Annotated in this window: 16 protein-coding genes; 7 read left to right on the top strand and 9 right to left on the bottom strand. The window is 65.9% G+C overall.

Annotated elements, in window-relative coordinates; genetic code table 11:
- The first annotated feature begins 204 nt into the window (after positions 1–204).
- Positions 205–2,535, top strand: a complete 2,331-nt coding sequence (locus tag JQ603_RS27890; RefSeq protein ID WP_212343987.1) for an ATP-binding protein — start codon at positions 205–207, stop codon at positions 2,533–2,535.
- A gap of 221 nt (positions 2,536–2,756) precedes the next feature.
- On the opposite strand, the gene JQ603_RS27885 is transcribed toward JQ603_RS27890, so the two are convergent.
- Positions 2,757–3,650, bottom strand: a complete 894-nt coding sequence (locus JQ603_RS27885; RefSeq protein WP_212343986.1) for a LysR family transcriptional regulator — start codon at positions 3,648–3,650, stop codon at positions 2,757–2,759.
- Positions 3,651–3,874: 224 nt separating this feature from the next.
- On the opposite strand from JQ603_RS27885, the gene JQ603_RS27880 reads away from it, so the two are divergent.
- From JQ603_RS27880 to JQ603_RS27860, 5 genes are read left to right on the top strand one after another with little or no spacing between them, the layout of a single operon-like run.
- Complete coding sequence (locus JQ603_RS27880) at positions 3,875–4,363, top strand: formate dehydrogenase subunit gamma (RefSeq protein ID WP_212343984.1); 489 nt, start codon at positions 3,875–3,877, stop codon at positions 4,361–4,363.
- Positions 4,360–5,916, top strand: a complete 1,557-nt coding sequence (locus JQ603_RS27875) for a formate dehydrogenase beta subunit (protein WP_212343982.1) — start codon at positions 4,360–4,362, stop codon at positions 5,914–5,916. The genes JQ603_RS27880 and JQ603_RS27875 overlap by 4 nt, the downstream gene beginning before the upstream one ends.
- A gap of 10 nt (positions 5,917–5,926) precedes the next feature.
- Positions 5,927–8,800, top strand: coding sequence for a formate dehydrogenase subunit alpha (gene fdhF, locus JQ603_RS27870; protein WP_212343980.1), 2,874 nt, complete (start codon positions 5,927–5,929; stop codon positions 8,798–8,800).
- Between the two features lie 4 nt (positions 8,801–8,804).
- Positions 8,805–9,632: a formate dehydrogenase accessory sulfurtransferase FdhD gene (gene fdhD, locus JQ603_RS27865; protein ID WP_212343979.1), complete on the top strand. Its 828-nt coding sequence runs from the start codon at positions 8,805–8,807 to the stop codon at positions 9,630–9,632.
- A complete protein-coding gene (locus JQ603_RS27860) occupies positions 9,622–9,855 on the top strand; it encodes a formate dehydrogenase subunit delta (RefSeq protein WP_212343977.1) in 234 nt (77 codons plus the stop codon). Before fdhD ends, JQ603_RS27860 begins: the two co-directional genes overlap by 11 nt.
- On the opposite strand, the gene JQ603_RS27855 is transcribed toward JQ603_RS27860, so the two are convergent.
- A complete protein-coding gene (locus JQ603_RS27855) occupies positions 9,812–12,799 on the bottom strand; it encodes a bifunctional [glutamine synthetase] adenylyltransferase/[glutamine synthetase]-adenylyl-L-tyrosine phosphorylase (RefSeq protein WP_212343975.1) in 2,988 nt (995 codons plus the stop codon). The genes JQ603_RS27860 and JQ603_RS27855 overlap by 44 nt on opposite strands.
- Positions 12,796–14,256: a sensor histidine kinase gene (locus JQ603_RS27850; protein ID WP_212343973.1), complete on the bottom strand. Its 1,461-nt coding sequence runs from the start codon at positions 14,254–14,256 to the stop codon at positions 12,796–12,798. The genes JQ603_RS27855 and JQ603_RS27850 overlap by 4 nt, the downstream gene beginning before the upstream one ends.
- A 411-nt stretch (positions 14,257–14,667) precedes the next feature.
- Here JQ603_RS27850 and JQ603_RS27845 point away from each other — a divergent pair, with 411 nt between their 5' ends.
- Complete coding sequence (locus JQ603_RS27845) at positions 14,668–16,098, top strand: DUF1254 domain-containing protein (RefSeq protein ID WP_212343970.1); 1,431 nt, start codon at positions 14,668–14,670, stop codon at positions 16,096–16,098.
- Positions 16,099–16,154: 56 nt separating this feature from the next.
- Here JQ603_RS27845 and JQ603_RS27840 read toward each other — a convergent pair whose 3' ends face one another.
- The 6 genes from JQ603_RS27840 to ccmE all read right to left on the bottom strand — a co-directional run bounded on the left by JQ603_RS27840 (position 16,155) and on the right by ccmE (position 23,346).
- The gene (locus tag JQ603_RS27840; protein ID WP_080136885.1) at positions 16,155–16,835 is read right to left on the bottom strand and encodes a response regulator transcription factor; all 681 of its coding nucleotides are present in this window, start codon (positions 16,833–16,835) and stop codon (positions 16,155–16,157) included.
- Between the two features lie 281 nt (positions 16,836–17,116).
- Entirely contained in the window at positions 17,117–18,697 is a 1,581-nt protein-coding gene (locus JQ603_RS27835) for a Do family serine endopeptidase (RefSeq protein WP_212343969.1), read from the bottom strand.
- 223 nt (positions 18,698–18,920) lie between these two features.
- On the bottom strand, positions 18,921–20,264 hold the full coding sequence (locus JQ603_RS27830) for a methyl-accepting chemotaxis protein (protein WP_212343968.1): 1,344 nt from the start codon (positions 20,262–20,264) through the stop codon (positions 18,921–18,923).
- A gap of 106 nt (positions 20,265–20,370) precedes the next feature.
- On the bottom strand, positions 20,371–20,853 hold the full coding sequence (locus tag JQ603_RS27825) for a cytochrome c-type biogenesis protein (protein WP_212343967.1): 483 nt from the start codon (positions 20,851–20,853) through the stop codon (positions 20,371–20,373).
- Between the two features lie 4 nt (positions 20,854–20,857).
- A complete protein-coding gene (locus JQ603_RS27820; RefSeq protein WP_212343966.1) occupies positions 20,858–22,840 on the bottom strand; it encodes a heme lyase CcmF/NrfE family subunit in 1,983 nt (660 codons plus the stop codon).
- Positions 22,837–23,346, bottom strand: a complete 510-nt coding sequence (gene ccmE, locus JQ603_RS27815) for a cytochrome c maturation protein CcmE (RefSeq protein WP_212343965.1) — start codon at positions 23,344–23,346, stop codon at positions 22,837–22,839. The genes JQ603_RS27820 and ccmE overlap by 4 nt, the downstream gene beginning before the upstream one ends.
- Between the last annotated feature and the right edge of the window lie 25 nt (positions 23,347–23,371).

Below are 23,371 nucleotides of genomic sequence, written 5' to 3'. Positions count from 1 at the left end.
ACGTTCTCGTTTCGGACTCCCCGCGCCCGCGGGTTTGCGGACGCGCGATGCGCGAACTGCGCGTTGGATAAGAATAATTTCGCGTTAACGATTCGTTGACTCTCGACAGCCCGGTAAAACTGGATTCAAATCGGTCTGATTCGGAAGCGACGTGGGGCTGCCTCCGAACTCAAGTTGCAAGCTGGTTTTCAGGGGGCCGAAGGCATGTCGCGTGCAGACGCCGCGAACGCGTGCGTCCAATCCGATTCGATCAAGGGATTGGCGCAATCGATCGCGAAACCTGCCTATCATCGGCTCCTGATCGCAGAGCCGGCGTTGCGCCGCGCTGTGCCGACCCTCATCATCGCGTTCCTGATCACGATCTGCCTCGGCGCGTTCGTGCAGGTCGTCGACCAGACGCGCCAGAAGCGGATGGTGATCCGGCACGACATCTCCGCGCTCGCCGATCTGCTCGCAGAGCGCATCGACCGCCTCACCTCGTTGCGGATCGAGCGGCAGAAGAACATCGAGCGCCTGCCGACGCTGCTGCCCGACCTGATCCCGTCCTGGGGCACAGCCAGCGGCCGCCACGTCATCGTCACCTCGGCCGGGATCGACCGCCGCCTCCTCGCCCGCATTCCCATCGACAGTGACCCTTCGGGCAACGACCGCCTGCTCGATGCCATCACCACGGCGCAGCTGCTCGCGGCGCCGCCGCGCGACGGCAACGTCTCCGACATGACGCTGCCGAGCGGCAATGCTGCGATGGCGACCTCGCGGCAGATCAAGTCGCTGCCCGGCTTCGTCACCGTGATCCAGGAGCGCAACGAGCCGATCTGGGGCTCGGACGCCGCGCTCTCGGTCACGCTGTCGGCGACGACAGGCTTCGTCGTCCTGATCCTCGGCTTCGCCTTCCACTGGCAATCCACCCGCGCCCGCGAGGGCGATCTCATCAACGACGCCGTGCGCGGCCGGATCGACACCGCGCTGAACCGCGGCCGCTGCGGATTGTGGGACTGGGATCTGTCGCGCGGCCGGATCTTCTGGTCGCAGTCGATGTTCTCGATGCTCGGCCTCGACGGCCGCCACGAGCTCCTCACCTTCGGCGAGGTCAACGCGCTGGTGAAGTCCGACGACATCGACCTGTTCGAGATCGCCGACCAGCTGATCTCCGAGAAGATCGACCACATCGACCAGACCTTCCGCATGCAGCATGTCGACGGTCACTGGATCTGGCTGCGCGTCCGCTGCGAAAAGACGCGCGGCGCGACCGATTCCAGCGTGCACCTGATCGGCATCGCGGTCGACATCACCGAGCAGAAGAGCCTCGCCGAGCGGACCGTCGAAGCCGACCTGCGGCTGCGCGACGCCATCGAGACCATTCCGGAGGCCTTCGTGCTCTGGGACGCCAGCGACCGCCTCGTGCTCTGCAACTCGCACTTCCAGCGCCTGCACAAGCTGCCCGACAGCGCCGTCATCCCCGGCACATCCTACGAGACCGTGCTCGAGGTCGGCCGCATGCCGGAGGTGCGCACCCGCCACAACGAGACCGCGAGCCAGGGCCCGGGTGCCCGCACCTTCGAGGCGCAGCTCGACGACGGCAGCTGGCTGCACATCAGCGAGCGCCGCACCAAGGACGGCGGCTACGTCTCGGTCGGCACCGACATCACCCGCATCAAGGAGCACGAGCAGAAACTGGTCGACAACGATCTGCGCCTGCGCGCTACCGTGATCGACCTCAAGCGCTCGCAGGCCGCCCTGGAGCGCCAGACCAACGAGCTCGCCGACCTCGCCGAGAAGTACCAGCGCGAGAAGACCCGCGCCGAGGAAGCCAACCAGACCAAGTCGAAATTCCTCGCCAATATGAGCCACGAGCTGCGCACGCCGCTCAACGCCATCATCGGCTTCTCCGAGATCATGGGAAGCGGCATGTTCGGCGAGCTCGGCAGCGAGAAGTACCAGGAATATTGCCAGGACATCCTGACCAGCGGCCACTATCTGCTCGAGGTCATCAACGACATCCTCGATATGTCCAAGATCGAGGCCGGCCGCATGAAGCTCGACATGGAAGAGCTCGACCTCGCACGGACGCTCGCGGAGTCGCTGCGGGTCGTCTCCGGCCGCGCGCAGGACAAGCACCTGACGCTCGATGCCGATATCGCAAAATCCATCTCCGTCGTCGCCGACCGCCGCGCCACCAAGCAGATCATCGTCAATTTGCTCTCCAACGCGGTGAAGTTCACGCCCGACGGCGGGCGCATCGTGGTCCGCAGCCGACAGCTCGACGACAGGATCGTGCTGATGATCGCCGACACCGGCATCGGGATCGCGCCGCATTCGCTGGCGCGGCTCGGCCGCCCGTTCGAGCAGGTCGAGAGCCAGCTCACCAAGACCTATCACGGCTCGGGGCTGGGCCTCGCCATCGCCCGCTCGCTGGCGCAACTCCACGGCGGCTCGATGCGGCTGCGCTCGAAGATCGATGTCGGCACCGTCGTCCGCGTGACGCTGCCGCGCGACGCCGTCAAGGCGTCCGCCGGGATATCGGCCGCCGCCTAGCGCACGGCGGGAAGCTCGCCTGCGGCCATCCTTCGAGACGCCCGCCTGCGGCGGGCCCTCAGGATGAGGGCAGCGTGCGCGGCAGCAGTGCCAAAGGAGTCCATGGCGCGGAGCCTCATCCTGAGGAGACCGCCACCGGGTCCGCGCAAAGCGCGGCCCGATGACAGGCTCCGCGGTCGTCTCGAAGGACGAGGCGCTTGCTCGTCCTATCCCAACAGGCTCTACAATTGCAGCGTCGGCGCGACTTCCCGCGCCACATTGACCAGCGCCGCGATCAGCGGCGTCATCGGATCGCGCTGCGGGATCACCATGCCGATGCTGTAATTGACCTCGGGGTCGATGATCGGGATCGACCGCACCGTATCGGACAGGCCGAGCGTCTCGGCGAGCTTGGCCGGCATCACGCTCGCCCAGCGCCCCGTCTTCACATGCGTGAACAGCACGAGCAGCGAGTTCGAGGTCAGGGTCGGCGTCGCCTCCGCGCCGACCGAGCGCAGCGCGCGGTCGATGATGCGGCGGTTCTGCATGTCGGGCGTCAAGAGGCAGAGCGGCACCTGCCCCACTTCCTTCCAGGTCACCGTCTCGCGGTCACCGAACATTCCGTCCGGCGCAGTCAGCAGGCGATAGCTCTCGTTGTAGAGCGGAATGGTGCGGACCTTGCCGATCGGCTCGTTCTCGATATAGGTCAGCCCCGCATCAACCTCGAGATTTTCGAGCAACCCGAGCACCTCCGATGAGGTCGTCGAGCGGATGCTGAAACGCACCTCGGGATGCCGGGCGCGGAACGGCGTCGTCAGTGACGCCACCATGCCGAGCACGGTCGGGATCGCGGCAATGCGGATCTCGCCGGAGAGCTGGTGCTTCAGGCCGTTGATCTCGTCACGCATGGCGCGGGCATCGCCCACGATCCGCCGCGCCCAGTCCAGCGCCCGTTCGCCTTCCGGCGTAAAACCCTGAAAGCGGGAGCCACGCTGGACCAGCATCACACCGAGGATCTCCTCGAGCTGCTTCAGCCCGGTCGACATGGTGGGCTGGGTGACGCCGCAGGCCTCTGCCGCGCGTCCGAAATGCCGCTCCTTCGCCAGCGCCAGCAGCAGTTCAAGCTTGTCGATCAACCGGTCGTCCCCTCGGATTCTGTGTTGGCATGCAAGCTAGCATGCCGGGCCTGCACCAACACGCAAAAACCGGCAGCCGAAACAGTTTTCATTACCATTTCGTATCGACCGATTGTGGTTGCAAATCGATCCGAATTCGCAATCGCAGCATGAGACAGCTTTATTGATCTTCGAACGATTCCAAATACTTTGCGCTCAAGGAACGCTCAGGTTGAGAACGAACAATGACAACGCTTTACGAACCTCGTTACGAGCCTTGGGACGAAGCGCGCGGCGCCGAGATCATCGCCGAACATGCCGGACAGGAAGGCGCGACGCTCGTCATCCTGCACGCGCTTCAGGAGGCGTTCGGCTACGTGCCGGAGGCCGCGATTCCCATGGTCGCGCAGGCGCTCAATCTGTCGCGCGCCGAGGTGCACGGCGTGTTCACCTTCTACCATGATTTCCGTCACAAGCCGGCCGGTCGCCACGTGCTGAAGCTGTGCCGCGCCGAAGCGTGCCAGGCCGCAGGCGGCGATGCGCTGGCTGCGCGAGCGGAGGCGAAGCTTGGCGTTGCCCTCGGCAACACGACAGCCGACGATCGCGTCACGCTGGAGCCGATCTACTGCCTCGGCCTGTGCGCGACGGCGCCGTCCGCAATGCTCGATGGTCGCCTCATTGGCCGGCTCGACCAGAAGCGCCTCGATGCACTGGTCGCGGAGGCACAGCGATGAGCATGCGTCTCTTCGTCTCCCGCGATGCGGGTGCGGTCGCCGTCGGTGCAGATGAGGTCGCGCTGGCTCTGGAGCAGGCTGCGGCCAAGCGCGGTATTGCCATCGAGATCGTCAGGACCGGCTCGCGCGGGATGTATTGGCTGGAGCCGCTGGTCGAAGTCGCAACGCCGCAAGGGCGGATCGCCTTCGGGCCTGTGACCGAGACCGATGTCCCCTCCCTGCTCGACGCGCTCGCCAGCAACACGCCGCATCTCTTGCGGCTGGGTGCGACCGACGAGATCCCCTGGCTGAAGCGCCAGACCCGCCTCACCTTCGCCCGCTGCGGCGTGATCGATCCGCGCTCGCTCGACGATTACCGCGCCCATGGCGGTTACAAGGGTTTTGAGCGTGCTCTCTCGCTCGGTCCCGACGCGATCCTTAACGAAGTCACGGCGTCCGGCCTGCGCGGCCGCGGCGGCGCCGGCTTCCCGACCGGCATCAAGTGGAAGACCGTCGCGCAGGCGAAAGCCGATCGCAAGTTCATCGTCTGCAACGCCGACGAAGGCGACAGCGGCACCTTTGCCGACCGCATGATCATGGAAGGCGATCCCTTCCTGGTGATCGAGGGCATGACCACCGCCGGCATCACCGTCGGCGCCACCAAGGGCTACATCTACATCCGCAGCGAATATCCGCACGCGGTCGAGGCCATGAACGCGGCGATCCTGGCCGCGAAGCGCGGCGGCTATCTCGGCGACAAGATCGGCGGCTCCGCCTACAGCTTCGATCTCGAAGTGCGCGTCGGCGCCGGCGCCTATGTCTGCGGCGAGGAGACCTCGCTGCTGGAGAGCCTCGAAGGCCGCCGCGGCATCGTGCGCGCAAAACCGCCGCTGCCGGCGCATCACGGCCTGTTCGGCAAGCCGACCGTCATCAACAACGTGCTGTCGTTCGCCGCGATCCCCTTCATCCTCGCCGAGGGCGCCAAGGCCTATGCCGATTTCGGCATGGGCCGCTCGCGCGGCACGATGCCGATCCAGCTCGCCGGCAACATCCGCTACGGCGGGCTGTTCGAGACCGCGTTCGGCGTGACGCTCGGCGAGCTCGTCGACGACATCGGCGGCGGCACGTTCACGGGTCGCCCCGTGCGTGCGGTGCAGGTCGGCGGCCCGCTCGGCGCCTACTTCCCGCGCGCCCTGTTCGACACCCCGTTCGACTACGAGGCCTTTGCCGCGCGCGACGGCCTGATCGGCCATGGCGGCATCGTCGTGTTCGACGACAGCGTCGACATGCGCAGGCAGGCGCGTTTCGCGATGGAATTCTGCGCCGTGGAATCCTGCGGCAAGTGCACGCCGTGCCGGATCGGCTCGACCCGCGGCGTCGAGACCATCGAGAAGATCATCAACGGCGAGCGCGTCCATGAGAACCTCGCGCTCGTCGAGGACCTCTGCAACACCATGAAATTCGGCTCGCTCTGCGCACTCGGCGGCTTCACGCCCTACCCCGTGCTCAGCGCATTGAAGCACTTCCGGGAGGACTTCGTCCCGGCGCCGACCACGCTTCAGGCCGCGGAATAGGAGAACGACAATGTCTCTGATCGAAGAAATCGACTACGGCACGCCGCGCTCCAAATCGACGACGATGGTGACGCTGACCATCGACGGCAACCAGGTCACCGTACCCGAGGGCACCTCGATCATGCGGGCGGCGATGGACGCCGGCCACCAGATCCCGAAGCTGTGCGCGACCGACATGGTCGACGCATACGGCTCCTGCCGGCTCTGCCTCGTCGAGATCGAGGGACGCGCCGGCACGCCGGCCTCCTGCACCACGCCCGTCATGAACGGCCTCGTCGTGCACACCCAGACCGAGCGGCTGAAGAAGCTGCGCAAGGGCGTGATGGAGCTCTACATCTCCGACCATCCGCTCGACTGCCTCACCTGCGGCGCCAACGGCGATTGCGAATTGCAGGACATGGCCGGCGCCGTGGGCCTGCGCGACGTGCGCTACGGCTATGAGGGCGAGAACCACGTCTTCGCCAAGACCCATGGCTGCGACAACGACCACTGGATGCCGAAGGACGAGTCCAATCCGTACTTCACCTACGATCCCTCCAAGTGCATCGTCTGCTCGCGCTGCGTCCGCGCCTGCGAGGAGGTGCAAGGCACCTTCGCGCTGACGATCTCCGGCCGCGGCTTCGACAGCCGGGTCTCGCCGGGCATGAGCGAAAGCTTCCTCGGCTCCGAATGCGTCTCCTGCGGCGCCTGCGTGCAGGCCTGCCCGACCGCGACGCTGACGGAGAAGTCGGTGATCGAGATCGGCCAGCCCGAGCATTCCGTCGTCACCACCTGCGCCTATTGCGGCGTCGGCTGCGCCTTCAAGGCGGAGATGCGCGGCGAGGAAGTCGTGCGCATGGTGCCGTACAAGGACGGCAAGGCCAATCGCGGCCATTCATGCGTCAAGGGCCGCTTCGCTTGGGGTTACACCAACCACAAGGAACGCATCCTCAAGCCGATGATCCGCGAGCGGATCGAGGATCCCTGGCAGGAAGTGTCCTGGGATGAGGCGTTCTCGTTTGCCGCCGCCAGGATGCGCGGCATCCAGAAGAAGTACGGCCGCGACGCCATCGGCGGCATCACCTCGTCACGCTGCACCAACGAGGAAACCTATCTGGTGCAGAAGCTGATCCGTGCCGGCTTCGGCAACAACAATGTCGACACCTGCGCCCGCGTCTGCCACTCGCCGACCGGCTATGGCCTTGCCACCACCTTCGGCACCTCCGCCGGCACGCAGGATTTCGACTCGGTCGAGGACACCGACGTCGTCGTCGTGATCGGCGCCAACCCGGCCTCCGCCCACCCGGTGTTCGCCTCGCGCCTGAAGAAACGGCTGCGCCAGGGTGCCAAGCTGATCGTGATCGATCCGCGCCGCACCGAGATGGTGGAATCGCCGCATGTGAAGGCGCTGCACCTGCCGCTGATGCCCGGCACCAATGTCGCGGTGATGACCGCGCTGGCGCATGTCATCGTCACCGAGGGCCTCGTCAACGAAGCCTTCGTGCGCGAGCGCTGCGACTGGGCCGAGTTCGAGGAATGGGCCGCCTTCGTGGCCCAGCCGAACAACAGCCCGGAAGCCACCGCCATCCTGACCGGCGTCAATCCGAAGGATCTGCGCGAGGCGGCCCGTACCTACGCCACCGGCGGCAACGGCGCGATCTATTACGGCCTCGGCGTCACCGAGCACAGCCAGGGCTCTACCACCGTGATCGCGATCGCCAACCTTGCGATGGTAACAGGCAATATCGGCCGTCCCGGCGTCGGCGTGAACCCGCTGCGCGGCCAGAACAACGTGCAGGGCTCCTGTGACATGGGCTCGTTCCCGCACGAGCTGCCCGGCTATCGCCACATCTCGGGCGATGCCGTGCGCGACCAGTTCGAGGCGCTGTGGAACGTCAAGCTCAATCCCGAGCCGGGCCTGCGCATTCCCAACATGTTCGACGCCGCGGTCGAAGGCACGTTCATGGGCATCTACGTGCAGGGCGAGGACATCCTGCAGTCCGATCCCAACACCAGCCACGTGGTGGCGGCGCTGTCGGCGATGGAATGCGTCATCGTCCATGATCTCTTCCTGAACGAGACCGCGAACTACGCGCACGTCTTCCTGCCCGGCTCGAGCTTCCTGGAGAAGGACGGCACCTTCACCAACGCCGAGCGCCGCATCCAGCGCGTGCGCAAGGTGATGACGCCGAAGAACGGCCTCGCCGACTGGGAGGTCACCATCGGCCTTGCCAAGGCGATGGGCTTCGAGATGAACTACAGCCACCCCTCCGAGATCATGGACGAGATCGCGGCGCTGACCCCGACCTTCGCCGGCGTCTCCTACGCCAGGCTCGACGAGCTCGGCTCGGTGCAGTGGCCCTGCAACGAGAAGGCGCCCGAGGGCACGCCGGTGATGCATATCGACGGCTTCGTCCGCGGCAAGGGCAAGTTCGTCGTGACCGAATATGTCGCGACCGACGAGCGCACCGGGCCGCGCTATCCGCTGCTGCTCACCACGGGCCGCATCCTCAGCCAGTACAATGTCGGCGCGCAGACGCGGCGCACCGACAACGTGGTCTGGCATGCCGAGGATCGCCTCGAGATCCATCCGCACGATGCCGAGCAGCGCGGCGTGCGCGATGGCGACTGGGTGCGGCTGAAGAGCCGTGCCGGCGAGACAACGCTGCGCGCGGAGATCACCGATCGCGTGGCTCCCGGCGTCGTCTACACCACCTTCCACCACCCGGACACCCAGGCCAACGTCATCACCACCGACTATTCGGACTGGGCGACCAACTGCCCCGAATACAAGGTCACCGCGGTGCAGGTCTCGCCCTCGAACGGCCCGTCCGACTGGCAGAAGGCCTATGACGCCCAGGCGCGGCAATCCCGCCGCATCGTACCGGCCGAGGCCGCGGAGTAACCGCATGCACGTGCCCGTCCAGGCTATCGACCGCGAGATCTGGCGCGACGGCGCCACGTCCGAAGGAACACGGCTGATCCCCGAGGAGACGCCGCTGGCGCTGACCTACAATGGCGGCACCTATGCCGTCATGATGGGGACGCCGCAAAACCTCGAGGATTTCGCCGTCGGCTTCAGTCTGGACGAAGGCATCATCAAGTCGGTCGACGACATCAAGTCGCTCGAGGTGGTCCGCCTCGACGACGGCATCGAACTCAGGATGTGGCTTGCACCGGAAGATGCGGCACTCATCAGCGAGCGTCGTCGCCACGTCGCGGGTCCCACCGGCTGCGGCATCTGCGGCGTCGAGTCCATTGCCGAAGCGGTGCGGCCCGCAGCGGTCGTGCCGCAGGGGCAGACCTTCACGCCGGAAGAAATCATGGCGGCGATGCAGGCGATCGCGCCGCTGCAATCGATCAACCTGCAGACCCGCGCCGTTCACGCCGCTGCGTTCTGGTCTCCTGCCGGCAACATCGCGGCGTTGCGCGAGGACGTCGGCCGCCACAACGCGCTCGACAAGCTCGCCGGCGCCCTGGCGCGCAGCCGCACCGATACAAGCGGCGGCATGGTGCTGCTGACCAGCCGCGTCTCCGTCGAGATGGTGCAGAAGACCGCCGCGATCGGCGCGCCGGTGATGGTCGCCGTCTCCGCGCCGACCGCGCTCGCGGTGCGCACCGCGGAAGCCGCGGGCATCACGCTGATCGCCATTGCCCGCCAGGACGGGTTCGAAGTGTTTTCGCATGGCAGCCGGATTGTCGCCCGCCATGCCACGGAGGTTGCCGATGTCGCCTGACCGCCTGATCTACATGGCCAACCAGATCGGCAAGTTCTTCCAGAGCCAGGGCCATGACAAGGCCGTGCCGGGGATCGCCGAGCACATCAAGAAGTTCTGGGATCCCCGGATGAAGCGCGCGATCTTCGCCCATCTCGATGCCGGCGGCGCGGGCCTGGAGCCGAACGTGCGCGAAGCCCTCACCGCGCTGAAGCTGACGGCGTCCCTTCCAGCAGCGCCCTGAACACGCGCCGCACCTCGCTCTGGGTTTCCTTCACACGCGCCTCCAGCGAGGAAAAGTCCGGCGCATCGCCGGCGCGCGCCATGACGCGCTGCAGATCGGTGCCGGCGGTTTCCGGCTTGAAGCGGTCGCTGACGCAGAGCCGCAGGATCTGCGTCAGATCGTGATAGAGCCGCGCCGCCGCGCGCAGGATCTCGGTCTCCGATTGTCCGAGCACGCCGAGCCTGCAGGCATTGTCCAGCACCTGCATCGTGCTGACGTCGAGTATCTCGGGCTTGTCGTGGGCATGCACGAGCTGGAGATATTGCGCGATGAAGTCGATGTCGATCATGCCGCCGGCGGCATATTTGAGATCCCAATAGTCGGTCTCGCCCTTCTCCTGGCCGATCGCGCCGCGCATGTCGGCGACGTCGTTGGCGATGATCGCGTGATCGCGGCGGCGGGTCAGGACATCGCGGATGACGCGCTCGATGCGTTCCCGGAACTCAGGCGACGCCGACACCACGCGCGCGCGCGTCAGCGCCATGTGCTCCCAGGTCCAGGCCTCGTTGGCCTGGTAGTCCGCGAAGGAGGCAAGACTCGACGCCACCGGCCCGGCGCGCCCCGACGGGCGCAGCCGCATGTCGATCTCGTAGAGCACGCCGTAATTGGTGCGCGTCGTGAAGGCGCTGATCAGGCGCTGGGTGAAGCGGGCGAAATAATGCGCGCCCTGCAGCGATTTCGGCCCATCGGAGTCCGGGTTCTCGCTGTCGAAATCGTAGAGCAGGATCAGGTCGAGATCGGACGAGGCCGTCATCTCGCGGCTGCCGAGCCGGCCCATCGCGATGATCGCGGTCTCCTGCCCCTTGATCCGGCCGTGCTGGGCGGCGAAGCGGTCGGCGACGAGACCATGCACGGTGTGGACGATACCTTCGGCGACATCGGCAAAGGCCGTGCTCGCCTGCTGCGCCGAGACGGTGCCGGACAGGATACGCGTGCCGATCAGGAACAGGCTCTCCTGCCCGAACAGGCGCAGGCGATCGAGGAACTCCTCGTAGGAGGCGGCGTCCTGCACGGTCGCAGCTAACCGCCCCGACAATTCCTGCCGGTCGGGCATCGCGCCGAAGAAGCGTGGATCGATCAGGCCGTCCATCAGTTGCGGCTGCCGCGCCAGCATCTCGCCGAGCCTGGGCGCTGCGCCCAGCACCAGCGCCACCAGCGCGACGAGATCGCGGTTCTGGCCGAGCAGCGTGATCAGCCGGCCGCCGCGCTGCAGCGCCCCGAGGAAATGATCGAACGCCACGACGGCGCGATCCGGCTCCTCGGCATGTGCGAGGCCGTCGATCAGGGCCGGCACGAATTCGATGAAGGCGCTGCGCGTCGCCTCATTGCGGAAGACGCGATAGTCGCCGGTGATCCAGTCGCGCAACGTTTGCGCGACGGCGGCGGGCTTCTTGAATCCGAGCGTCGACAGATGCTGGAGCAGGCGCGGGTCATCGGGACCCGCACTGTAGTCCAGGGCCGGCAGCTTGGCCGTGCCGGTCGGATCATCGCCCTCGAACAGTTTTTCGTAGTGGCCCTGGACGATCTCGAGCTGCCGCAGCAGGTCGCGCGCAAACGCCTCGCGATCGGGATAACCGAAGAAGCGGGCAAAGCGCTCGACCGCCTCTTTGTCGTCGGGCAGCGCATGGGTCTGCTCGTCGGCGACCATCTGGAGGCGGTGCTCGACCCGGCGCAGGAACTCGTACGCCGTGGTCAGCTCATCACGCGCGTCAAAGGTGATCCAGTTGCTGGTCGCGAGCACGTCGAGCGCCCTGTGCGTCGGCCGCACCCGCAATTGCGGATGGCGGCCACCGGCGATCAGCTGCTGGGTCTGCGCGAAGAACTCGATCTCGCGAATGCCGCCGCGGCCGACCTTGACGTTGTGGCCCTCGACCGCGACCTCGCTCTGGCCGCGATAGGTCTGCATCTGCCGCTTCATGTCGTGGACATCGGCAAGCGCGGCAAAGTCGAGGTGCTTGCGCCAGACGAACGGCGCGATCTCGGCGAGCAGCGCCTCGCCTGCCCTGGCATCGCCGGCACAGGCGCGCGCCTTGATCATCGCGGCGCGCTCCCAGGTGCGCCCTTCCCGCTCGTAGTAATTCAGCGCCGCGTCGCGCGAGATCGCCACCTGCGTCGAGGACGGATCGGGCCGCAGGCGCAGATCGACGCGGAAGACGTAGCCGTCATAGGTGCGCTGCTGCAGGATGCGCGCCATGCCCTGCGTTACGCGGACGAAGAACGGCTGCGGTTCGATGTCGGGCGCGAGCGTCGTCGCATCGGGATCGAAAAACACGATGAGATCGATGTCGCTGGAATAGTTCAGCTCGCCCGCCCCCATCTTGCCCATCGCGAGCACAATCAGGCCGCAGCCCTCTTCCGGTGCCTCCGGATTGGGCGGCAGGATCTTTCCACGTGCGGCTTCCTGCCGCAGCTGATACTGCAGCGCCGCCTGCACCGAGGAGACCGCGACGTCGGTGAGCGCCGCCGTCACTTGCATCACCGGCCAGACGCCGCCGATGTCGCACAGCGCGGTCAGCAGCGCGGCCTCGGCCTTCATGCGGCGAAGCAGCCGCATCACCTCGGCCTCGTCGGATGCCGCGAACACCGCGCCCCTTGCCTCAGCGATCAATGCAGCAAGATGCGCATCCGGATCGCATTCGAGCAGCCGGATCAGGCGCAGCGCATCGGCGCGCACCAGATCGAACAGATAGGGCGAGAATTCCGCGATGCCGGCCAGGATATTCCGGGCGAAGGGATGAACCAGCAACGCTCCGAGACGGGCCGATTGTGCCGGCTCGAGCTCGGCCAGCCAGTTTTCAAGACGGCGTTCGTCGGTTGTGGAAGCGACAATATGGGGAGCCTCCGCGAAGCGTGCGGCCAGACTCTCACCATGCTTGTCCGCGTTTCCCGGCGCGGAGTGGTTCATGCCACCTTCTGTGGCACATCCGGTATTGGCGGAGCAACCCTGTCGCCCGCGCCCGTGCGCGCCGGCAGCACCAGCGTGGCGACGAGGCCCGGATGGGCATCGCCCAGTCGCAATTCTCCGCCATGCAGCGTCGCAACAGCCGAGGCGAGGCTGAGGCCGAGCCCGGAGCCCGGTAGCGTGCGGCTCGCCTCCAGCCGGACGAATCGTTCGACGGCATGTTTGCGGTCGGCTTCGGGAATGCCGGGGCCACGATCGGCGACGCTGAGCAGCACCTGATCGCCCTCGCGCTTCGCCTCGATGGTGATCTGCCGCGCGTCCATGCTGACGACGGTTCCGCCGGCCTGCGCGACCGGCTTGCCATATTTGATGGCATTCTCGACAAGATTGGCGAGCGCCTGGCTGATCAGCTCGCGGTTGCCGTGAACCGGCGTCGGATCGGCCTTGACCTTCAAGGTCATGCCGTCGTCCTCGGCCAGCGGCTCGTAGAGCTCGTGGATGCCGCCCGCGACCTCCGCGGCGTCGAAATCATCCATGTTGCCGCGCGCCTGCCCGGACTCGGCCCGCGCGATCATCAGCAATGCGTTGAAGGTGCGGATCAGCCCGTCGGATTCCTCGATGGTCCGCTCCAGTGCCGCACGGTAATCGGCCTCGCAGCCCGATTTCGCCAGCGCCTCCTCGGCGCGGTTGCGCAAGCGCGTCAGCGGCGTCTTGAGATCGTGGGCGATGTTGTCGGAGACTTCCTTCAGCCCCGCCATCAGCGCCTCGATCCGCTCCAGCATGGCGTTGAGGTTTTCCGCGAGGCGGTCGAGCTCGTCGCCGCTGCGCCCCACGGGCAGACGTCCGCTGAGATCGCCGGTCATGATGCGCTGCGCGGTGCCGGTCATCGCGTCGATGCGCCGGAGCACCCTGCGCGCGACGAAGATGCCGCCGCCGAGGCCGAGCACGACGACGATCAGGATCGACCATTGTGCCGCCTTGGCGACGATGCCGAACAGGCGCCGCCGCTCCGCAAGGTCGCGGCCGATCAGAAGCCGGAAGCCGTTCTCGAGCTCGGTGACGCGCACCAGTGCGCGATGATCGCGGTCATCGGCGTCCTCGATCCGCCGGTAGGCGGTCTCGGTCCAGCCGCGCGTGGCCATCACGCCGGGCGCGAGCGAGCCGACATTGCCGGCGATCGCCTGCCCGGTCGGCGTGGTCACGAGATAGAGGTTGGCGCCCGGACGCAGCGCGCGGTACTCGATCGTTCGCACGAGGCCGACCAAGCCGCGGCGATCATAGATCTCGTTGATCTCCGAGGTCTCGGCATTCACCGTCTGCGTGATTTCCTCGGTGATCAGCCGCCGCGTATTCCAGGCGAAATAGCCAAGCAGCGAGGCCGCGAACATCGCGAACAGCAGCAGATAGACCAGCGTCAGCCGGAACGCCGTGGTGCGGACGAGTTTACCGAATGCCGTCACGGATCATTTACGGCACTGGCAGAACGGTAAATTCAAAACCATTTTCCTTGCCGTCCTCTCAGGGGGTGGTCCTTTTGGCAAGCGGCCACAATGCCTTATCGAGCTATCGCGAACCGCACCGTCTTGTCATGATAAAGGCAGAAGGGGCCCCTCTCTACTTAATTCTGTGCAATCTCGCGGGCTGCCTGGGTCTGCTTTCGGAGCTGGAGCCGACCTTGGGACGGCGGATTGCTTGATCCCCGTTTTTGACCCCTCGCGGGCGTCCATTGATGTAGATCAACCAGACCGCGGCGCTTCGCTTCTTGGCTGGCTCGTCCACTGTCCCTTCTCCGTCCTTGAAGGAAATGGGGAACATATTCCGCCGCAGGAAAGCAATTGCTCGCCACTGCAGGGGTAACCAGGAGGAAGATCATGACGAAGCATTTGTCATCGCTGGCTGCGGTCTTGTCGGGCCTGATTTTCATGGTCCCGACATCGGTGCCGAGCGCGGCTCAATCAATTTCTGCCGACGAGGCACAGGTCATCGCCGCGGAAGCGTATGTCTATTTCTATCCGCTCGTGACGATGGACGTGACACGCAAGCAGCTCATCAATTCCGATCCCAAAACCGGCGGAATGGGCGGCCCGCCCAACACGTTCGACAATATCCAGGCCTACCCGACCGCGGACATGAGGGCAGTGGTACGGCCCAATTTCGACACGTTGTATTCGAGCGCCTGGCTGGACCTGACGCAGGAGCCCATGGTCGTTTCGGTTCCTGATACCGGTGGCCGCTATTACCTGCTGCCGATGCTCGACATGTGGTCCGATGTGTTTGCATCGCCGGGAATGCGCACGACAGGCACCAAAGCGGCCAATTTCCTGGTCGTGCCGCCGGGCTGGAATGGAGACGTGCCGGCGGGCTTCACGCGCATCAATGCGCCGACGCCCCATGTCTGGGTCATCGGTCGCACCAAGACCGATGGACCCGCCGACTATGCCGCAGTTCACGAGGTGCAGAAGGGCTACAAGATCACGCCGCTGTCTGGATGGGGCAAGCCCCCGGTCGCCGTTACACAAACCATCGATCCCAGCGTCGACGTCAAAACGCCGCCGAAGACGCAAGTCGACACGATGGCGGGGGATAAGTTCTTCGCTTATGCCGCGGAGTTGCTCAAGATCAACCCGCCACACATCACCGATGAGCCGATCCTCGCGCGCATGAAGCGGATCGGTTTCGAGCAGGGCAAGAGCTTCGACATAGCCAAGGTTGACGCAACGGTACGGAAAGCCATCGACGGCGCGCCGGCGCAGGCGCAAAAGCTGATGGCATGGAAAGTCCCGACATTGGCGCGCGTCGCAAACAACTGGTCCATGAACACAGACACGATGGGCGTTTACGGGACCTATTATTTGAAGCGCGCGATCGTCGCCCAAGTCGGACTCGGTGCCAATCTGCCGGAGGATGCGATCTACCCGGGTAGCGTTGGCGATGAAAACGGCAAGCCGCTCGAGGGCGCAAACAAATACATCATCCGCTTTGCCAAAGACGGACTGCCACCGGTCGATGCATTCTGGTCGATCACCCTGTATGACAACGAAGGCTTCCAGGTCGCCAATCCAGTCAATCGCTTTGCGGTAAGCAGCTGGATGCCGTTCAAGCGCGACGCCGACGGCTCGCTGACGCTCTATTTCCAGAATGAAAATCCCGGCAGCGATCGCGAAGCCAACTGGCTACCCGCACCCAAAGGTCCGTTCAACCTCACCATGCGTCTCTATGCGCCGAAGTCGGACGCGCTGACAGGCGTGTGGAATCCCCCGGCCATCAACCGGATCGATAGTGACACCGTTGGCCGGAAGTGACGATAGACGCCGACGCGGCAAGGTCCAGTTGGAGGACCTTGGAGGCGCCGGCGTCTCTACCGAATGCCGTCCCGGATCATGTACCCGGCGCCGCGGATCGTGTGCAGCAGCGGCCGATCGAAACCCTTGTCGATTTTGGAGCGCAGCCGCGAAATGTGCACGTCGATCACGTTGGTCTGCGGATCGAAATGATAGTCCCAGACGTTCTCCAGGAGCATCGTGCGGGTCACCACCTGGCCGGCATGCTTCATGAGGTATTCGAGCAGGCGGAATTCGCGCGGCTGCAGCGTCAGCTCGTCCTTGCCGCGGGCGACGCGATGGGAGAGACGGTCGAGCTCGAGATCGCCGACGCGATAGAGCGTGTCCTCGGCGGGGCCGCCGCGGCGGCGCGACAGCACCTCGACCCGGGCGAGCAGCTCGGCGAAGGAATAGGGTTTTGGCAGATAGTCGTCGCCGCCGGCGCGCAGGCCCTTGATGCGGTCGTCGACCTGTCCGAGCGCGGAAAGGATCAGCACCGGCGTCGCGTTGTCCTTGTCGCGTAGCGCACCGATCAGCGACAGGCCGTCGCGCTTGGGCAGCATGCGGTCGACCACCAGAACGTCATAGTCGCCGTTCTCGGCCATGGCGAGGCCTTCCTCGCCGTCCGCGGCGTGGTCGGCAATGTGTCCGACCTCGCGGAACGCCTTCACGAGGTAGTCGGCGGATTCGCGATCGTCTTCAATGATGAGGAGGCGCATCGTGCGTTCGGCGGCGGTCAAGGAGGTCAACCTTCTCTAAACATGGCGCGAGCTGCAATCGCATGCAAGCCGAGCGGGAGAGTGTCGAAGCGAGAAAAAGGCGGGCGGTGAAGCTGGGGGGACCTCACCGCCCTATGCCTTCCGACGGAGGGGGGCGTAATTCCACCGGAAGGTAGGCTGGGGAAGCGAAGTTTACGCTGCTCCCCCGAAGGGCGCCGGCGGCGGGGGCGACTGATGCCGACGACACCCTTCATTCCTTGGTTTCCTGGGCCTCCTGAGGCTTACCCCTTGGCGAGGGGGATCGCGACGAAGCGCGACTGGCCGCCGCTCTTCACGCGCATCAGGACGCTGTTCTTGTTGTCGGTCCGCGCCGCGTTGATGGCGTCGCGGACTTCACCGGCGGTGGCCACGCTCTTGCCGCCGACCTCGAGAATCACGTCGCCTTCCTTGAAGCCGCGTTCGGCCGCGGCGCTCTTCGGATCCACTTCGGTGACCACGACGCCTTCCTTGCCGGCGCCGGCCACGGAATTCGCGGGCGCAACGGTCATGCCGAGCTTCGGCACGTCGGTGCCCTTGTTCGCACCCTTGCCGCTGTCCTTGTCGAGGTCGGCCTTGGCCTCGACGGTGTTCGGCAGCTGGCCGAGGGTGAGATTCACGACCTTGTCCTGGCCCTTGTGCAGCACGTTGAGCTTCACGGTCGCGCCGGGCGCCATACCGCCAATGGTGCGGGCGAGCTCGCGGGCGTCCTTGACGGATTCACCGTTGACCGCGGTGATCACGTCGCCGGATTCGATGCCGGCCTTCGCCGCCGGACCGTTCGCCTGCGGCTCCGCCACCAGCGCGCCTTCGGCCTTCTTCATGCCGAGGCTGTCGGCGATGTCGGACGTGACGGGCTGAATCTGCACGCCGATCCAGCCGCGGCTGACCGAGCCCTTGTCCTTGAGCTGGGCCACTACGCTCTTGACGGTGTTGGCCGGAATCGAGAACGCGATGCCGACGCTGCCGCCGGAGGGCGAGTAGATCGCGGTGTTGACGCCCATGACTTCGCCGTTGGTGTCGAAGGCCGGACCGCCGGAATTGCCCTTGTTCACGGGCGCGTCGATCTGGATGAAATCGTCATACGGGCCGTTGCCGATGTCGCGGCCGCTGGCCGAGACGATGCCGGCGGTGACAGTGCCGCCGAGACCAAAGGGATTGCCGACCGCGAGCACCCAGTCGCCGATCCGCGGCTTGGCGTCGGCAAGCTTGGCGAACGGGAAATTGGAGCTGCCCTCGACCTTGATCAGCGCGAGGTCAGTGCGCTGGTCGGTACCGATCACCTTGGCGGTGTAGGTCTTGCCATCATCGGTGGTGACCTCGACCTTGTCGGCGCCGTCGACCACGTGGTTGTTGGTCACGGCAAAGCCGTCAGCCGAGATGAAGAAGCCGGAGCCCTGGCCCTGCACGACGCGGCCACGGCCGCCGCCCTTCAGGCCGGGAATGCCATCCGGACCGCCGAAGCGGCGGAAGAAGCGCTCCATCGGCGAGCCCGGCTGGAACGGCGACTGTGCGTCGTCGCCATCATCGTTGCTCGCGGTCTTCTCCTTGATGTTGACCTTCACCGAGATCACCGACGGCTTCACGCGCTCGACGATGTCGGCGAAACCGACCGGACGCTCGACCTTGCGAACCTCGTTGTTGACCTGCGCATGCGCCGGGCTCGAGAACAGGTCGGCCGGCGACACCGACGGGCTGAAGCCGTAGACGGCGGCGCCGAGGCCGGCGACCACCGAGGCCATCAGCGCGAGCTTGCGCGCAGAGAAGACCGACCGGCGCGGCTGCCGGTAGGGCGGGAGGTTCGAGAGGTCGATACGATCGGTCATGCAGATATCTCCAGGGCCTTGAATTCCTTTTGGTGCCGGATGTCGGGCACCTTGCGGACCTGAACATGGGGACTCCCGCCTTACCGTGCGCTGGCGGCGGGGTTAAACTTTCGTAATGAAGAGGCGGCGCGGATGCGGCAGTTTAGCGCAGGCCGAAAAGCGTGGCCCAACAGGAACTTAGTCGAGTTCCCGTGACCGGCGCCGAGCGAGGCCTTGGCCGGCCTTAACCGGCCCGGACGCTGACGATGAACTCGTCGACTTCACGCTTCAACGTCTCGGCCTGCTGCGACAGGTCGACGGCGGAATCCCGTGCCTCGTCCGCCATGCGCCCGGTCTCCGCCGCGGTCGAGGTGATCTGGGCGATGTGATTGGAGACGTCCAGGGTTCCCTGTGCGGCGTCCTGCGCGCTGCGGGTGATGTCTTGCGTCGCGGTACGCTGCTGGGCGGTGTCGACCTCGATGCCGGACATGATCGACGAGATCTCCGACAGCGTCTTCGCGATGCCGTCGATCGCGCCGCGCGTCTCCGCGGTGATGCCCTGGATGCTGGCGACATGGGAGGTGATCTCCTCCGTCGCCTTGCTGGTCTGGTGCGCCAGATTCTTTACCTCGGAGGCCACCACGGCAAAGCCCTTGCCGGCTTCGCCAGCCCGCGCCGCCTCGATGGTGGCGTTGAGCGCCAGCAGATTGGTCTGCGAGGCGATCGCCTGCACGAGCTGCACGACCTCGCCGATCTTGTCGGCGGCGCCCGACAGGGTGTGGATGGTGTCGCGGCTCTTCTCGGCCTGCGACGCCGCGCCCTCGGCGCGCTGGGTCGCATCGGTGACGCGGCGGCTGATCGTGCCGATCGAATTCGTCATCTCCTCGGCCGAGCCCGCAACCGTCTGCACGCTGGCGCTGGCCTGGCTCGCGCCGCTCGCCACCGCATTGGCCTTGGTGCTGGTGTCGTTGGCCGTCCGCGACAACGTCTCGGCGTTGCGCTTCAGATGCACGGCCGACGCGGCCACGCTGTCGACCACGCTGGCGACGAGATCGTTGAAGCGCTTGATCCGTGCGTCCAGGAATTTCGACCGCTCGGCCTGGTGCTGTGCCTCATGGAGCTGCTGCTCGGTGAGGCGGCGCCGCTCCAGCCCATTGGTCTTGAACACCTCGAGCGCGCCGGCGAGCAGGCCGATCTCGTTGGTGCCGCCGAGCCCCGGAACTTGTGTCTCGAACTTCTGGTCGGCGACCTCGCGCATGGCATGCACGATCGCCGCCAGAGGATTGAGGATGCCGTTGCGCACCGCGAACCAGGTGGTGAGGCAGATCGCGACAGCTATGACCGCGATCACGCCGCAGGCGATCAGGAACCAGGAGAACGCGGTCTGCGCCTGCTGGTAGATCTGCATGGCATGGTCACGCGCGGGGCCGCTCAACGCGGCAAAGTCCGACGACAGGCTGGTGATCTCGTTGTTGAGATAGAGCACCGCGACGAAGCCGGTGCCGCCGCCGATGCCCAGCAGGAACAATAATGCAGCGACGACGGCGCCGACCAGGAAGCGGATCGTCAGATTGCTGTTCGCGAACATCTCGGGGACTCAGAGGCTGGAATCGAATCTCGCGACAAGCTTCCAGACAAAGGTCAATAGAGGATGAAACGCACAGCGACCGACAGGCTACGTATCATTACGTAGGTCAGGACGACTTCGCATCATCGGACATCAGGGCGGCGAGCCGCGCCTCTTCCTCCGCAGTGAGCGGCGGAGCCGGTACGTCTGCACCGCTTCGCGCGCGGCGGCGGATTTGCAGCCACAGCGCCAGGCCGCCGCCGATCAGCAGCAGCGGCGCGAGCAGCCACAACAGAATGGTCTGGCGCTCGAAGCGCGGCTTGAGCAGCACGAACTCGCCGTAGCGCGCGACCAGGAAATCGAGCACCTGCGCATTGCTGTCGCCGGCCGCAATGCGCTCGCGCACCAGGAGGCGCAGGTCGCGCGCCAGCGGCGCATCGGAATCGTCGATCGACTGGTTCTGGCAGACCATGCAGCGCAGCTCGCGCGACAATTCGCGCGCGCGGCCCTCCTTTACGGGATCCGACATGATCTCGTCGGGCTGCACGGCGTACGCCGCGGGCGAAGCCAGCAGCATCAACGCGACGAACGCGGCCATCATCCGGCGCATCGGATCACTCCGCAGGCTGCAGGCGCTGCTTGGCCCGCGCCGGCTTCGGCGCGCCGACCCGCAGACGCCGGTCGGACAGCGACAGCACGCCGCCGAACGCCATCAGCACCGGCCCCCACCAGATCAGCAGCACCAGCGGCTTGTGATAGATGCGCACGGCAATCGCGCCTTCGGCATTGGCGTCGCCGAGCGAGATGTAGAGCTGGCTCGCGCCGCGCGTCAGCAGCGCGGCCTCCGTAGTGGAGGAGCCACGCGTGGTAAAACTGCGCTTGGACGGCGTCATGACGCTCAGCATCTCGCCGTCGCGGCTGACGTTGAACTCGGCGATCATCTCTCGGTAATTCGGACCCTGGCGCTGGAACAGGCCGTCGAGCTTCACGTCGTAGCCGGCGATGTGGGCGACCTCGTTCTGCTTCATGGTCGCGATATATTCGCCGTTCCAAGTGGTCTCGCAGACGATGCCGATCAGCGCGACGCCGAGGCCGGCATGCGCGAACGCCGTGCCCCACGCCGAGCGCGGCAGGCCGCGGGCGCGATGCAGCGCCGTTGCGAATGGCAGCCGCACGAGGCCGGTTCGCTCGACGATATCAGTGACCGCGCCGGCAATGACGAAGATGCCGAGCCCGATCCCCAGCGGCGCCAGCGTAGCGCCGCCATTTGCCCAGCCCCAGGCAATGGCGATTGCGACAAGGCCTGCGACGCCCGCTGCAAGCAGACGCTGCGTCACGCCGAGCAGATCGCCGCGCTTCCACGCCAGCATCGGCCCGAACGGCACGGCGAGCAGCAACAGGGCAAACAGCGGAGCAAAGGTGAGATTGTAGAAGGGCGCGCCGACCGACATCTTGAAGTCGGCGAGCATCTCCATCGCCAGCGGATAGAGCGTGCCGAACAGCACCACCGCGCAGGCGACCGTGAGCAGCAGATTGTTCAGCACCAGCGCGCCCTCGCGCGAGATCGGCGCGAACAGGCCGCCCTGCTTCAGCGACGTGGCGCGGCCCGCAAACAGCGACAGGCTGCCGCCGATGAACAGGCACAGGATCAGCAGAATGAACACGCCGCGGGTCGGATCGGTGGCGAAGGCGTGCACGGAGGTGATGACGCCGGAGCGGACCAGGAAGGTGCCGAGCAGCGACAGCGAGAAGGTCAGGATCGAGAGCAGGATGGTCCAGACCTTCAGCGCGTTGCGCTTCTCCATCACCAGCGCCGAATGCAATAGCGCGGTGCCGGCGAGCCACGGCATCAGCGAGGCGTTCTCGACCGGATCCCAGAACCACCAGCCGCCCCAGCCGAGCTCGTAATAGGCCCAGTAGGAGCCCATGGCGATGCCGAGGGTCAGGAAGATCCAGGCGACCAGCGTCCAGGGCCGCACCCAGCGCGCCCAGGCCGCATCGATCCGCCCTTCCATCAGCGCCGCGATGGCGAAGGAGAACGAGATCGAGAAGCCGACATAGCCGAGATAGAGCATCGGCGGATGCACGGCGAGGCCGATATCCTGAAGCACCGGATTGAGATCGCGTCCCTCGATCGGCGGGTTGGCGATGCGCAGGAACGGGTTCGAGGTCACCAGGATGAAGAGATAGAAGGCGCTGGCGATCCAGGCCTGCACGGCGAGCACATGCGCGCGCAGCGACAGCGGCAGGTTATTGCCGAACGCTGCGACGAGCCCGCCGAACAGCGCGAGGATCGACACCCACAGCAGCATCGAGCCTTCATGGTTTCCCCACACGCCGGTGATCTTGTAGAGCAGCGGCTTCATGGAGTGTGAGTTCTCGTAGACGTTGGCGACGGAGAAGTCCGAATTGACGTGCAGCATCACCAGCGCCACGAACGACGCACCGACGAACAACAGCTGCGCCAGCGCGGTGGACCGCGCCACGTTCATCAGCGCATCGTCGCGCAAGCGCGCACCGATCAAGGGTACGATGGACTGGATCAGCGCAAGGCCAAGCGCCAGCACCAGCGCGTAATGTCCAGACTCCACGATCAACGAACTGCTCCCTGCGGGTTGCCCTGCGCGGTCGTCGCCGCGGGCGCGGCGCCACCGGAAGCCTGGGTGCCGTAATCGTCCTTCCAGTGTCCCTGCTTCTTCAGGGCATCGGCGACGTCCTTGGGCATGTAGGTTTCATCATGCTTGGCGAGCACGGTATCGGCCTTGAACACGCCATTGGCATCGAGCGCGCCTTCGGCGACGACGCCCTGCCCTTCGCGGAACAGATCGGGCAAAATGCCCTTGTAGGCGACGGGAAGTTTTGCGCTGCCGTCGGCGACCTCGAAGGTCACCGCGAGATTGTCGCCGCGCTGGAGCGAGCCGGGCTGCACCAGGCCGCCGAGACGAAACCGCTTGCCGGGCGCGACGTGCTTCTCCGCCACCATGGTCGGGGTCGAGAAGAACACGATGGAGTCGCGCAAGGCATTGAGCACCAGCGCGGCTGCGAGCGCGAGCACGGCGAGCGAGCCGCCGATGATGGTCATACGTCGCTGCTTGCGCGTCATGGCGTATCCGTTCTCCGCTCGTCTC

The organism is Bradyrhizobium liaoningense (assembly GCF_018130825.1).
Taxonomy (GTDB): domain Bacteria; phylum Pseudomonadota; class Alphaproteobacteria; order Rhizobiales; family Xanthobacteraceae; genus Bradyrhizobium; species Bradyrhizobium liaoningense_B.
Note: the sequence above shows the minus strand (reverse complement) of the source record. Positions and strands in the feature narration are given on the sequence as shown.